The following is a 13,545-nucleotide window of genomic DNA, read 5'->3' on the forward strand; positions in this document are numbered from 1 at the left end:
GGCTATCCCTTCCAGGGAGCGGCGCCGTGCAGCGCCCCGATGCTATCGACGAGCAGCACGGAGCGCTCGAGGTGTTCGATGAGTGCCGCCAGGTCGAGACCTTCGCGGCGGACGAAGAAGGCCCGCCCTCCCCGCTCCTCCCCCAGCGGCTTGAGGTGAGGGAAACGGACGTAGCCGAGGGCCGGGGCGGCGACATAACCGGCGGTGTAGGCGGGATCGTCGGACCAGCAGAGCTCGGCGACGATGCCGGGAGCCGAGAGCACCTTGGCGGCGAGCACCAGCGCTTCGCGCACATGGGGGTTGTCCAGCCCCAGCGCGGCCAGTCCCCGGCGAAGCTCCCCTTCGGCAGCCGGCGCCAGGTCCATGCGGCTCGCCCGCACACCGCGTGCCCGGTCCGGCTCCAGGCGCTGGCCGCTGGCCGCATCGACCAGCATCGCTCCGCGCATGCTGCAGCCGCCGGGCGCCGAGCCCTCCGCCAGCGCCGTCATGGCCAGGCGAGCGGCATCCGCATCGACGCCGGCCCCGGCGAGAAAATGCAGCGCCGCCTGTCGCCCCTGCCGCCAGTCGGTCACCGTCACCGTGCGCAGGTCGGGCAGCCGGCCCCGGCGCAGAACTGCCGGCGGGATCGCCTCGACGCTCAGCCGGATGTCATCGGCGACACCGCGCGGATGTTCCAGAGCGCGGCGCAACAGTTCGGCGGCCAGACGTTCCAGTTCGCTCGCCGGCGCCAGGCGTTCGGCGCCGGAGAGGTGGATGCCGCCGCGGGAGGCGTGCATGCGGATACTGAAGAGTTCCGGGGTCATGGAGCGGAAGCTAGCACGCAGCGGTAGAGTTGTCAACCTGGTAGTTGGCCAATGGTTGACAAGTATGTTTCACCCCAGCCCGAAGCTCTCCCGCGCCTTCCCGGCGACCACCTTGCCGATGGCAATCGATGCCGTGGCCGCCGGCGAAGGGGCGTTGAGCACGTGGATCATCCCCTCTCCCTCGACGATGCGGAAGTCGTCGAGCAGCTTCCCCGCCGCGTCGACCGCCTGCGCCCGCACCCCCGCCCCGCCGCGCACCACATCCTCTTCCCGCAGGGCCGGGATCAGGCGCTGCAGGTCCCGGACGAAGGCGTTCTTGCTGAACGAGCGGTAGTATTCCTGCAGACCGGTCAGCCAGTAGCGGCCGGCCAGCCGCCAGAACCCGCCGTAGCCGAAGGTCTCCAGGGTGTCGAACAGGGAAAAGCTGAGCCGGTGGTAGCCTTCGCGCTTGAACGCCAGCACGGCGTTGGGGCCGGCCTCCACCCTGCCGTCGATCATCCGGGTGAAGTGGACGCCGAGGAAGGGAAAGGCCGGATCGGGGACGGGGTAGATGAGGTCGCGCACCAGATTGCGGCGCGCTTCGGCCAGTTCGTAGTACTCGCCGCGGAAGGGGACGATCCTGACTTGCGGGTCGCTGCCGGCAAGCCGGGCGATCCGGTCGCTCTGCAGGCCGGCGCAGTTGACGATAAAGCGGCTCAGCACCGCATCGCGGGAGGTCCCGAGCCGGAAACCGTCCGCTGCCCGACGGATGCTCACCACCCGGCTCGAAGTGCGGATTTCGCCGCCCCGGCGGCGGACGACTCCGGCATAGGCTTCGGTCACCGCCACGTAATCGACGATGCCGGTCTGCGGCACGTGCAAGCCGGCGAGCCCCGCCACCTGCGGTTCGAATTCCCGCAGTTGCGCGGCATCGAGGCGACGCAGCCCCGCCAATCCGTTTTGCCGCCCCCGCTGCTCCAGTTCTGTCAACTGCGGCAGTTCTTGCTCACGGGTAGCGACCACCACCTTGCCGCACCGCTCATGCGGCACGGCGTGCTCGGCGCAGAAAGCATAGAGCGCTTCCCGGCCGGCGGTGCAATTCTGCGCCTTGAGCGAACCGGGACGGTAGTAGAGTCCGGAGTGGATGACGCCGCTGTTGTGGCCGGTCTGGTGCGCCGCCAATCGCGCCTCTTTCTCCAGAAGCACCAGCGACAGGCCGGGAGTGGCTTCGAGAAGGGCCATGGCGGTGGCGGCGCCAACGATGCCGCCGCCGATCACGGCGACGTCATACCGCTTGCCGTCGGCCATCTCAGTGCTCCCGCACCAGTGCCTCGGCCTCAAGTTTCACGTCGTCGATGTTGACCCGGGCCACCTTTCCCGCTTCCCTTTCGCAGCGGACCAGCCCTTCATCCACCCAGGTCAGGATCAGCGCCTTCTTCACGCCAAATGCGGCTGCGGCGTCCTCCGGGGTATACCAGGTTTTAATCATGGCCATCGTGCGACCTCCTTTCCGTCAGGGGGCGTTCACTACCAAGTATACCCCGCAAGCGCGATCCTTAGCGTTCGATACGGATATCGTCGTACCAGGCCGTAGCCGACCCGCCCGTGTTGTCGGTATCGGTCATGATGGCGATAGCGCCGACCCTCGGCGGTTCTTCGCCGAAAAGCAGCCGGTAGTCCTCGTAGACGTTGCGGCGTTCGCTGATCCAGCGGCCGACATTTTTCCTGCCGCTCTGCACTGCAACCATGACCGCGTTGCCGGTAAAGGGGTTGGGGACATGCTTCCCCCTGGGGAGCTTGTTGGCCCAGATGTAGTTGATGCTTTTCGTCTTCGGAAAGAACCAGTGGGGGAAGACGACATAGACCCGAGCCGGATAGTCGTCCCCTTCCTTCTTCGTTTCGTCCCCCTTGTCGAGGATGTTGGCCACCTTCCAGCGCCAGGCGAGGAAGGGGTAATCCCGAAGCGAATATTCCATCTTGAAGATGAGGCCCGACGCCGCGTCGCGGCTCTCCGCCTTGAGCACGTGGCTGCCGTCATTGTCGTGGGCCACGAGATAGACCGTCCGCCCCTTGAACTCCTTCACCTCCCACTCTGGCCGCAAGTTATCTTCGAAGTCGTCGATGAGCACGCTGCGTTCTGCAGCTCCGGCAGCGACGGCGACGGTCAGACCAGCAAGCAGCAGAAATATCTTGAACCCCCCTCGCCAAGGCATGCGCTGAACTCCTTTCACGTGGTGCCTCTTTCTTCGGGAAAGCAGAATCATGGCAGTGATCCGATGAACGTTGTCTTAACTTTACCAGATTCCGGCGCATATTCTTTCGGCGAGGGGAGCCAAAAAGTAGCAATTATACTATCTTGACTCATCTTGCTGCTCCCCTATACTTATCCAATCCGCTCAACCACCCGTCTCACTGGAGACCGCATGATGCACTTCGTTCTCGCCATCGACCAAGGGACCACCGGCACCACCGCCCTGCTCATCGACCGCGACCTCGTCATCCGCGGCAAGGTGACCGTCGAATTCCCCCAGCACTATCCGCAGCCGGGCTGGGTGGAACACGACCCCGAGGAGATCTGGTTTTCGGTGCTGCAGGCGATCCGCAGGCTGCTGCAGGAAACGGCCGTGCCGGCATCGGAAATCGTCGCCATCGGCATCACCAACCAGCGGGAGACCACCCTGCTCTGGGAACGTGCCACCGGGCGCCCCGTCGGCAACGCCATCGTCTGGCAGTGCCGGCGCAGCGCCGACATCTGCCGCGAGCTGAAAGAGAAGGGAGTCGAGCCGCGCATCCGCGAGAAAACCGGCCTGGTGCTCGACCCCTACTTCTCCGGGACCAAGATCACCTGGCGCCTGCGGCAGGAGGCACCGCTGCGCCGGCGGGCCGAAGCCGGCGAACTCGCCTTCGGCACCGTCGACTCCTTCCTCGTCTGGCGGCTGACCGGCGGTGTACGCCACGTCACCGACGTCTCCAACGCCTCGCGGACCCTGCTCATGGATCTGCGCAGCCTCGCCTGGGACGACGAACTGCTCGGCCTGTTCGAAGTGCCTCGGCCGCTGCTGCCCGACATCCGCCCCTCCTCCCAGGTCTACGGCCACACCAAAGGGCTGGAGATCCTGCCAGACGGCATTCCGGTGGCCGGCATGGCCGGCGATCAGCAGGCGGCACTCTTCGGCCAGGCCTGCTTCGCCCCCGGGGAGGCGAAATGCACCTACGGCACCGGCGCCTTTCTGCTCGAGAACACCGGGGCCGAGATCGTCGCCAGCAAGAGCGGCCTGCTGACCACCGTCGCCTGGCAGATCGGCGGCGAGGTCAGCTATGCCCTCGAGGGGAGCGCCTTCATTGCCGGCGCCGCGGTACAGTGGCTACGCGACGGCCTGGGGCTCTTTCAGAACTCCATGGACATCGAGGCGCTGGCCGCCTCGGTGCCCGACAGCGGCGGGCTGGTCTTCGTCCCGGCGCTGACCGGCCTGGGGGCGCCGCACTGGAAGAGCGAGGCGCGCGGCGCCATTCTCGGCATCACCCGCGGCACCACCGCCGCCCACCTGGCGCGGGCCACCCTCGAGGGGATCGCCCTGCAGATCGGCGACCTGGTGGCGGCAATGACCGTCGACCTGGCCAAGCCACCGGCCCTGCTCAAGGTCGACGGCGGTGCCGCCCGCAACAACCTGCTGATGCAACTGCAGGCCGACCTGATCGGGCTGCCGGTGGTCCGGCCGCAGACGGTGGAGACCACGGCGCTGGGTGCGGCAATGCTGGCCGGGCTGGCGGTGGGATTCTGGCGCACCCTCGACGAGATCAAGGCAAGCTGGCGGGAGGATCGGCGATTCCTGCAGCAGCGGCCACAGGCGTGGCGGCGGGAGCTGCTTGAGCGTTGGCGGCGGGCGGTGGAAAAAGCTTAAAATGTCCCGGGTCCAAGGTCCAAGATCCAAGGTCTTGAGACCAGGGACCCGGGACCAGAGACTCGGGACCTGCGACTTAAAGGTCGTTCAGCAGCCGGTAAATCTTCTGCTCCATCTCCCAGACCGCCGCCGCCCGGTCTTCGGCCCCCTGCTCCTCGAGCAGCAGCCGGGCGCGGTCCAGACGGCCGTGCGCCTTGAGCAGGACCGGAGTCAGGTCGGCCTCCAGCCGGATGCGCGGGATCTCTCCCACCGACTCCTGCAGTTCGCGCAGCCCTTCCATCGCCTGGTTGACCGGCTTCAGGACCTGCCCCGCCAGCTCTTCATCCAGCCCCTGCAACTGCCCGCTGAGAGCTTTGACGTCGCTGACCAGCTCCCGGTATCTATCGGAAATACTCATCGGAAAACCTCCTGTGGGGGGCAGCCAGTCGCCGGCTGCCGCAGAGCGCGTATGTTAGACAAAGCGGCGGGCAAAGACAACGGAAAATCCGCCCGAATCAAAGGTTAAACGAAAAGCCCATCCGGGCAATCGCCGGAGGGGCTTTTTCTTCAGGAGGCAGGGGCGAGAAAATTTTTGCGGACCGCCCGGGCGCTAGAAAATCAGCAAATGCAGTACGCCGCGCACCAGTATCCCGGCAAGCCCCCCAATAACCGCCGGCCGCGCCACCGCCGCGACCCGTGGCCCGGCGGCGGCCAGGATCGAGACCCCGACCACGTCGAGGGGGGTGATGATGAAGCCGGCCAGGCGGTGGAACTCCGCCATGGTCATGACATTCTGCTTGATGAGTTCGAGGGTGACCCCCATCATGGCCGTCCCGCCCGCCAGGTATTTGGTGGCCAGCGGCAGGACCGCCGAGCCGGGCAGGCCGATCAGGTTGAGGGCCGGCGTCAGCGCATGCTCCAGCAGGGTAATCGCCCCGGCTCCCTTCAGCAGGTTGACGGCGAAAATGGCCAGCAGCAGGGCAGGGATGGCATTGAGGACGATCTGCACCCCCTCCTGGCCGCCGCCGACCATCACCGCCCAGAGGCTGCGCCGCGACTTTTCCGGACGCGGAGCCGCCGCGGCGGAATCGGCCCGTTCCCCCCCGAGAGAGCGGGTCAGGACGTAATAGGTCAGGCTCGCGGCCGCCAGCCCGCCGACCAGGGAAATCAGGACGACGGCGCCCAGGTTCATCCCGGCCGCGGCCATGGGAAAGAGCACGTTGGCCTGCGGCATGGCGAAAACCATGGCGAGGGTGGCGGCGATGCGGCGCTGGTGGGTGCCGTCCCGGTCCTGGATCGACAGGGTGGCGATCGGGCCGGCAAAACTGATCAGCAGCAACTGCAGCATGGCGAACACCCCGGTGCCGGGGATGCCGAAGATCCGCAGGGGCGGCGCCAGGACGCGGGCGGTCCAGGCGAGAACACCCCGGTCCTCCAGGGCCTTCATCAGGGCGAGCATGATGACCATGACCGGCAGCAGCAGGTGCAGGGCGAGATCGAGGGCCGTGCGGCCGGAGGCGAGAATGATCGTGACCAGTTCTTGCAAGGTTTTTTCCAGGGGGTTCAGATGTTGGTTTCGGAAAGGAGCAAGGCCCCGTTCATGGCATGCGGCAAGGCGCCTATCCTAACGCAAAATCTGGCGGCAGCCAAGGATTTCCAGTCCCCCGGGATCAGCCAGGCTCCACACCCCGTCCTCTGAATCGATGCTGCATCTGGTAAACTGGTAGCAAACGCATCTTCCAGGGACGGAGAGAGGGAAATCGGTCATGAACAAGGATAACGTCCTGAACGTTCTGGAGCAGTCGGAAGAGAAGAAGGAACGCTTTCTGGTGGCCTGGAAACGGGGGGTGGATTTCCTCGGTTCGCACCTGTTCGGCCCCGGCACCACGGCAACCGCCCGCGACAAAGACGAACTGCGGCCGTTGCGGGAACAGGTCGAAGCGGTGTTCGACGCCGAGAGCGGGGGCGAGGAACAGTTTCTGGCGGCGATGGTCAGCTTTTACGACCCGGCCTGGGGGGAAGAGTTGGCGGCGCGCACCAATTGCTACAAATCGTTGTGCGGTCTGACTTACAATCTGGATCACGAGAGGACGGAGATTCTCTGTGAATTGCTGCGGAATAACCAAGGGTGGTAAGCCGGCACGTCCCAACTTTCAGGCTGGACTCTCGGAGTGGTCAGCGGCCCGAGAAATCCGATTTTTTCCTTGGACCTTTGACTCGTACATTGCACCGTCGGCAAGCTGGACGAGTTGATCGAAGGACCGCACATTATCACTGAAGAAAGTTGCGACCCCGGTACTGGTGGTGATCTTCTCGATTTTCAGACCTTCGAATGTGTGCTCGTGAATAATCGACCGCAGCCTGCTTCCCAAATCGAGGGCGCCATCCGCCGTTGTATTCGGGAGAAGAACCGCAAACTCATCTCCTCCATAACGGGCTGCTATATCGCTCTCCCTGATCACATTCTTGACGATGCGCCCTATCTGCCTGAGCACTTCATCTCCCTGGGTGTGGCCGCAGGTATCGTTGACCGTCTTGAAATCGTCAATATCGAAGAAAATAAGCGAAAGGGGGGTGTTATAACGAACTGCCCTTGAAAACTCCTCGTCGAGGCGGTTGTAAAAATGCCGATGGTTATAGAGTCTTGTCAATCCGTCGCGAATGGACATCTCCTCGAGATACTCCTGCGCCGTCTTCATCGATTCGAATAACGTCGCGTTCTCCAGAGCATTTGCGGAAATGTTGGCGGCCAACTGACACAGTTTGTAGATTCTTTCGGTTATTCCATCCTTCAACGACGACGCGGTCCTCAGAAAAAAAGTTCCGATGACGCTCTCTTTCTTAACGATAGGAACGACAATGATTGAATTGAATTCGATGCCTTTTAAATGCTCCTGAACAGACTTCATTAGTGGATCGTTTTTGATATCGTTTACCACTACAGCCTTTTTTGTCTCGATTGCCTTACCTATCTCTGGGTACTTTCTCAAATCAATTGATATTTCGAGGTCTTCTTTAAGATCACTACTTGCTTTTACGATGAGGGACCCCGAAGATGAAACACTAACGATAGAACATCTTGCGATATCTATTACGTTAGACATTTTTTCAACAATCAGTCGAAGTATATTCATCGGGTTTCGTGACGCGGCCATAGCCTCGGATAGTTCAAGAAGGAGGAGAAGGTCTCTGTGCTCCAACTCAGCATAGTACCCTTTTGACCGGAGATGAGCGTCGACCCTTGCCAGAATCTCGGGTGGATACATGGGCTTCGTGATGTAATCGTCCGCTCCAGCTTCCAGACCGAGGATTACGTCTTCTTTTTTCGCACAGGAAGTAAGAAGGATTACAGGTATCCTTCGTGTCTCAACCCTCTCCTTCAGACCCTTGCAAATGTCTATTCCACTTCTCCCCGGCATTTCGACATCCATGATGATCAGGTCGGGCTTATAATTTGCAACCAACGCGATTGCTTCCTCTCCGTTCCTGCCCTCAATGACATCGTAGCGAATTTTCAAGGAGTCTTTCAGTATCTCCCTGACAAAAAGCTCGTCATCAACAATTAATACTTTTCGCTTGTTTTCCATATAATCCAAAATCCTTGGCTGCCGAAGGCACTACTGGAAAATAGCTTTTTATAATTCACAATGTCAATGACATTAGTTGCCAAAACTAAAGCAATAGAACCTTGCCTTCAACTTCAATCCAGACCGCTTCACCGGCAACCTTTTTCGACCGCTCTCAACAGGCCTTCTGCCTCGGGTCTTCAGAAATGCGGGCAGCTACAACTTGAAAACCCGAGCATGCGATGTTCCCCTCACCCCTCCCCCGCCCGCTCCAGCAGAAAGTCGACGAAGGCCCGGTCGGCGCGGGAGAGGTAGCCGTCGGCTTTCCAGGCGATCCACAGGTCGAGGTGCAGCGGCGGGTCGAAGGATACGGCCGCCAGTTCGGGGTCGCCGACGACGACCATGCGCAGGAAGGTAGAGACGCCGAGCCCTTCCTTCACCAGCGAGCGCACCAGCGAGAAGAGGTTGGTCTCGAAGACGACCTGCGGCTCGATGCCGCGCTCGGCCAGCAGCTCGTCCATCAGCTCCCGCATGTGGTACCCCTCCTTGAACAGCACCAGCGGCTCGCGCAGGAACTCCTCCAGGCGGACGGCGCCGCGGGCAGCGAGCGGGTGACCGGCGGGGACGCAGGCGACGATCTCCTCGCGCAGGAAGCGCCGGCCGGCGAGCCCCTCGGGGACCTTGCCGCCGGCGATCACGCCGATGTCGATCTCGCCGCGGGTGATCATCCGCTGGATGCGCGCGGCCCCCTCGCCATTGACCGAAAGCTGCAGATGGGGGAAGCGCTCGCGGAAGTGGCAAATCACCTTGGGGAAATAGTACGAACTCATCATCGGCGGGATGCCGATGCGCACCTCGCCGCGCTCGAGTCCGCGCAGCTCAGCCATCTCCGTCTCGGCGGCACGGCAGTTGTCGAGGATGCGTTCGGCATGGCGCCGGAAGACCTCCCCCTCGGCGGTGAGCGACACCCGCTTGTCCTGGCGGTTGATGAGCGTCAGCTCCAGCTCCTCCTCCAGCTTGCGGATCGCCATGCTGACGGCCGGCTGGGCGACGTGCAGTCGCTCGGCGGCACGGGTGAAGCTCTGCAGTCGGGCGATCTCGACAAAGGTTCTGATCTGGCGCAATTCCATCGCAGCCTCCATTTATAAGCAAAACATATCATATTCATCAATACAATATATTTTACTTATGATCAATGGCCCGCTAAGGTACATACAGGATCGCAGCAAGATGCGGGAGACTTTACAATGGGGCGGCAGGCGGACTACATCGAACGGGGAACGGCGGACTACCGGCGGGCCAACATGGCGCTCTTCATCGCCGGCTTCGTTACCTTTTCGACCCTTTACGACTTCCAGCCGCTGCTGCCGGTCATCAGCCGCGAGTTCGGCGTGTCGCCGGCGGCGGGCAGCCTGGCGCTGTCGGTGGCGACCTTCGCCCTGGCGGTCACCCTCCCGATATCCGGCAGCCTTTCGGATGCGCTCGGCCGGCGGGTGCTGATGGGGACGGCGCTGGCGCTGACCTCGCTGCTCGCCCTGGCCACCGCCGTCGCCCCGTCGGTGCCGACCCTGCTGGCGCTGCGACTGGCGCAGGGGATGGTGCTTGCCGGAGTGCCGGCCGTCGCCATGGCCTACCTGAGCGACGAGATGTCGCCGCGCGCCGTCGGCGCCGCCATGGGACTCTACATTGCCGGCAACGCCTGCGGCGGCATGACCGGCCGCATCCTCACCGCGGTCCTGGCCGACCACCTCCCCTGGCGCGGTGCGATCGCCGTCATCGGCGCCCTCTGCCTGGCGCTGAGCCTGATGTTCTGGCCGCTGCTCCCCCCATCGCGCCGCTTCCAACGCCGCCCCTTCCGCCTCGGGCCGCTCACCACCTCGCTCCTCGGCCACCTGCGCGAGCCGAGGCTGCTCTGCCTGTTCGCCCTCGCCTTCACCTGCATGGGCGCCTTCGTCACCCTCTACAACTACGTCACCTTCCGCCTGCTCGCCCCCCCCTACTGGCTCAGCCAGTCGCAGGTCGCCTCGATCTTCATCGCCTATGCCTTCGGCGCCTTCGGCTCGAGCGCCATGGGCGGACTGGTCGAGCGCGTCGGCCGCAGCCGCATCCTCTTCACGGCGCTGGCGGTGATGGCCGTGGGCGTGCTGCTGACCCTGCTGGCGCCGCTGGCCGCAGTGATCGCCGGCATCGTCGTCTTCACCATCGGCTTCTTCGGCGCCCACGCCGTCGCCTCGGCCTGGGTCGGCGCCAGCGCCTCCACCGCCCGCGCCCAGGCCTCCTCCCTTTACCTGCTCTTCTATTACCTGGGATCGAGCATCTCCGGCACCGGCGGCGGCGTCGTCTGGAGCGCCTGGGGCTGGCCGGGCGTCGTCGCCCTGATCCTCGGCCTGCTCGGCGCCGCCCTGCTCGCGATGCTGCGCCTGACGGCACTGGCGGCGCAGCCCGGCGCTGCGCCGGCGGCGCCGCTCACCCCGGTGGAGTGCGGACCGGCGGCGGAGTGAGGGCCATCTCCCGGGGCGGCGATGCGAGCAATTCCGAATCGCCGCACGCCTCTTCTTCCTGAGACAACGGGACTGCTGCCTCCTCGGCCGGAATCCGGATGCGCTGCACGGCGACCAGATTCACGGCCGCCAGCACGGCCCCGGCGATAAAGGGAATGCGGTAGTCGAGCATCCAGAGGGCGCCGCCGAGCACCGGCAGAGCGACGGCGGCGATGTGGTTGATGGTGAAGCCGACCGCCATGCTCGGTGCGATGTCGCGGGGGTCGGCCACTTTCTGGAAGTAGGTGTTGATGGCCACGGCGAAGTTGAACAGGATGAAGTCGACGATGTACATGGCCGCCGCCAGGTACCGTGAGCTGGTGAAGGCGTAGGTGAGGAAGACGCAGATGATGCCGGCATACTCGATGGAGAGGATGCGGCGCTCGCCGAAGCGCAGGATGGCCCGGCCGATCAGGGGGTTGAGGAAGAAGTTGATGGCGTTGTTGACGATGAAGAGAATCGTCATCTCCCGCACCGTGAAATGGAAGATCTTCACCAGCAGGAAGAGGGAGAAGGCAATGAAGATCTGCCGCCGGGCGCCGGACATGAAGGTGAGAAAGTAGAAGAGGAGATAGCGGCGGCGCAGAACCATCCGCTGGCGCTGGAGCGGGACGCTCGGGCAGCTCGGGTTCTGGCAGAGGCTCCAGAGGCCGAGCAGCACCACGAGGCCGCCGATGGCCAGGTACATCCCGCGAAAGTCCAGAAACCCACCGAGGAACCAGATCAGCCCACCGGTCGCGATGCTGGCCAGGGCGGCGAGGCTGCGCAGCCGGCCGTAGACCAGGGGGACGGTCGTCCTGGTGAAATATTGCAGGGTCAGGGAGTTGTTCGTGGTTTCAAAGTAATGAAAGCCGAAGCTCATGACGAGCGTCGTGACGATGAGTCCGCCGAAACTCGGGAAGAAGCCGGCAAGGGCCACCCCGATGCCGAGGCAGAGGATGGAGAAGGCCGCCAGGCGGTGTTCGCGGACCAGCAGGAGGACGAAGACCACCAGCAGGGCGAGGAAACCGGGGATCTCCCGGATCGACTGGAGGAGCCCCACCTCGCCGCCGTCGAGGGCCACCACCTCGACGGCGAAGTTGTTGAAGAGAATGGACCACCCCTGCAGGCCGAGGGTCGAGGCGACCGTGAGGACGAGCAGGAAGCGGAGCATCGGCCGCTGTTCGGAAAGGTTCACGGGCACCCGGCGCAGGCATTCGAATGGGCTGGCACAAATCGCCGGCCGATGCCCGGACAAGCACGTCCGGACTATCAGGCGGCCTTCCTGAGATACACCTTTCGCCGCCGCCCTGTCAACGCTCTTTGCGTCCCCTTTGACCGGCAAGCGCAGCCTGCAATAAACCGTCAGCCCGCCGCTTCAATCTTCCCTTGCAAACATGATTTCTAAACGCTATCATTGAAATCAAAAGTCATGTTCGCTTAACATTCCCTCCGGTTGTCGCTTGCCCGGCCGAGCTGTTGCGGGCACCGCGGGCAGGAGGATGAGATGAACATGTGAAGGGAGGAAACTACCATGTGGCTGAAAAACTGCGGGAGAACCGTTATCTGCGTTAATGGCAAATGCTTCGACAATGCCTCGGCCGCCGGCCGGTACGTAATGGAACTGTCGAGCCGGGGTCAGGCCGTGTCCGTCACCCGTCAGCTCGACATGAGCCAGTGCTTCATCCCGGAAGCGAAGAAGGACTGACCGGCGAAGTTCTTTCGGCCGCGCCGGAGAAGACGTGGACTTGCCAGGTTGCCGTTTCCCGCGCCGACAAAACCATTGACTTTCCGTCGCCGGTCCTGCTAGTTTTACCACTCACAACTGAAAACGCCCTAGGGGAGTTTTACACTGAGAGTCCCGCGCGAGCGGGGCGACCCTTTGAACCTGATCCGGGTCATGCCGGCGTAGGGAAGCGGCGCGTACCACCGGAAAACCAAATCCGGAAGGGGCCGCTTTTCGCGGCCCCTTCTTATTTCGACCATGATGATACTACTCAACGAGCGACCCATCGAGACGGCCGAAGCCGTCACCCTCTTCGCCCTGCGTGACCGGGAGAAGCCGGATGCCGACGTGCTCATCGTCAACGGCTTTCCGGCGGTCGCCGACCGGCCTCTGGCCGAGGGGGACCGGGTGGCGCTGATACGCCGCGGGGAACAGCCGTCGCCCGAGGAACTCGAAGCCCTGATGGCGGCCCGCCACACCCCCGGCGTGCACGAGAAGGTCAAGCGGTCCACCGTGGGAATCGCCGGCGCCGGCGGCCTCGGCTCGGCCATCGCCGTCGCCCTGGCCCGCATCGGCGTGGGACGGCTGGTGATTGCCGATTTCGACGTGGTCGAGCCCTCCAATCTTAACCGCCAGCAATTCTTCGTCGACCAGATCGGCCTGCCCAAGGTCGACGCCCTGAAGTCCAACCTGCAGCGGATCAACCCCTACGTGCAGGTGGCGCCCTTCTTCGGCCGGATCGACGCCGAGAACGTTCCCCGGCTCTTCGGCATGGTCGATGTGATGGTCGAGGCCTTCGACGCCGCCGACCAGAAGGCGATGCTGGTTGAATCCTTTCTCGGCCGCTGCCCCGGCAAGCCGCTGGTCGCCGCTTCGGGACTGGCCGGGTTCGCCCCCTCGAACACGGTAACCACCCGCCGAGCCGGGCGCAACTTCTACCTGGTCGGCGACGGCGAAACTGCCGCCCGCCCCGGCGAGGGGTTGATGGCGCCGCGGGTGGGAATCGCTGCCCATCACCAGGCCAACGCCGTGTTGCGGCTGCTGCTCGGCGAGGAGCCGGGGTGAACGTAG

14 protein-coding genes and 1 riboswitch are annotated in these 13,545 nt (G+C 63.7%); of the genes, 5 read left to right on the forward strand and 9 right to left on the reverse strand.

All coding sequences use genetic code 11. The annotated features are described in order from the left end of the window. Positions 1-2: 2 nt before the first annotated feature. From VD811_15035 to VD811_15050, 4 genes are all read right to left on the reverse strand, one after another. Positions 3-803: a 6-carboxyhexanoate--CoA ligase gene (locus VD811_15035; protein ID HXV22297.1), complete on the reverse strand. Its 801-nt coding sequence runs from the start codon at positions 801-803 to the stop codon at positions 3-5. A gap of 69 nt (positions 804-872) precedes the next feature. Further along, positions 873-2,090, reverse strand: a complete 1,218-nt coding sequence (gene lhgO, locus VD811_15040; protein HXV22298.1) for an L-2-hydroxyglutarate oxidase — start codon at positions 2,088-2,090, stop codon at positions 873-875. A gap of 1 nt (position 2,091) precedes the next feature. Beyond that, entirely contained in the window at positions 2,092-2,277 is a 186-nt protein-coding gene (locus VD811_15045) for a MerR family transcriptional regulator (protein HXV22299.1), read from the reverse strand. A gap of 61 nt (positions 2,278-2,338) precedes the next feature. Beyond that, positions 2,339-2,995: a DUF3047 domain-containing protein gene (locus VD811_15050; GenBank protein ID HXV22300.1), complete on the reverse strand. Its 657-nt coding sequence runs from the start codon at positions 2,993-2,995 to the stop codon at positions 2,339-2,341. Between the two features lie 210 nt (positions 2,996-3,205). Between VD811_15050 and glpK the strand changes: the two genes are divergently transcribed. Then, the gene (gene glpK / locus VD811_15055) at positions 3,206-4,684 is read left to right on the forward strand and encodes a glycerol kinase GlpK (protein HXV22301.1); all 1,479 of its coding nucleotides are present in this window, start codon (positions 3,206-3,208) and stop codon (positions 4,682-4,684) included. Positions 4,685-4,760: 76 nt separating this feature from the next. On the opposite strand, the gene VD811_15060 is transcribed toward glpK, so the two are convergent. Both VD811_15060 and VD811_15065 read right to left on the reverse strand, forming a co-directional pair. Beyond that, positions 4,761-5,081 (reverse strand): hypothetical protein, encoded by a 321-nt coding sequence (locus VD811_15060; protein ID HXV22302.1) that lies wholly within the window; start codon positions 5,079-5,081, stop codon positions 4,761-4,763. Positions 5,082-5,273: 192 nt separating this feature from the next. Then, positions 5,274-6,209, reverse strand: coding sequence for a nucleoside recognition domain-containing protein (locus tag VD811_15065; protein ID HXV22303.1), 936 nt, complete (start codon positions 6,207-6,209; stop codon positions 5,274-5,276). Positions 6,210-6,429: 220 nt separating this feature from the next. Between VD811_15065 and VD811_15070 the strand changes: the two genes are divergently transcribed. Further along, positions 6,430-6,798: a hypothetical protein gene (locus VD811_15070; GenBank protein HXV22304.1), complete on the forward strand. Its 369-nt coding sequence runs from the start codon at positions 6,430-6,432 to the stop codon at positions 6,796-6,798. An 18-nt stretch (positions 6,799-6,816) separates the two neighbouring features. Here VD811_15070 and VD811_15075 read toward each other — a convergent pair whose 3' ends face one another. Together VD811_15075 and VD811_15080 are read right to left on the reverse strand one after the other, a co-directional pair. After that, complete coding sequence (locus VD811_15075; protein ID HXV22305.1) at positions 6,817-8,250, reverse strand: diguanylate cyclase; 1,434 nt, start codon at positions 8,248-8,250, stop codon at positions 6,817-6,819. A 230-nt stretch (positions 8,251-8,480) separates the two neighbouring features. Further along, positions 8,481-9,359 (reverse strand): LysR family transcriptional regulator, encoded by an 879-nt coding sequence (locus VD811_15080; protein HXV22306.1) that lies wholly within the window; start codon positions 9,357-9,359, stop codon positions 8,481-8,483. A gap of 117 nt (positions 9,360-9,476) precedes the next feature. Here VD811_15080 and VD811_15085 point away from each other — a divergent pair, with 117 nt between their 5' ends. Beyond that, positions 9,477-10,730 (forward strand): MFS transporter, encoded by a 1,254-nt coding sequence (locus tag VD811_15085; protein HXV22307.1) that lies wholly within the window; start codon positions 9,477-9,479, stop codon positions 10,728-10,730. Here VD811_15085 and VD811_15090 read toward each other — a convergent pair. Then, a complete protein-coding gene (locus tag VD811_15090; GenBank protein HXV22308.1) occupies positions 10,696-11,946 on the reverse strand; it encodes an MFS transporter in 1,251 nt (416 codons plus the stop codon). The two genes, VD811_15085 and VD811_15090, sit on opposite strands and share 35 nt — an antisense overlap. A gap of 336 nt (positions 11,947-12,282) precedes the next feature. Here VD811_15090 and VD811_15095 point away from each other — a divergent pair, with 336 nt between their 5' ends. Both VD811_15095 and thiF read left to right on the forward strand, forming a co-directional pair. After that, positions 12,283-12,456 (forward strand): hypothetical protein, encoded by a 174-nt coding sequence (locus tag VD811_15095; GenBank protein HXV22309.1) that lies wholly within the window; start codon positions 12,283-12,285, stop codon positions 12,454-12,456. A 120-nt stretch (positions 12,457-12,576) separates the two neighbouring features. Continuing rightward, a riboswitch (TPP riboswitch) is annotated at positions 12,577-12,681 on the forward strand. Between the two features lie 51 nt (positions 12,682-12,732). After that, positions 12,733-13,539 (forward strand): sulfur carrier protein ThiS adenylyltransferase ThiF, encoded by an 807-nt coding sequence (gene thiF, locus VD811_15100; protein HXV22310.1) that lies wholly within the window; start codon positions 12,733-12,735, stop codon positions 13,537-13,539. Positions 13,540-13,545 lie beyond the last annotated feature (6 nt).

Source organism: Desulfuromonadales bacterium, from assembly GCA_035620395.1.
Classification (GTDB): Bacteria; Desulfobacterota; Desulfuromonadia; order Desulfuromonadales; family DASPGW01; genus DASPGW01.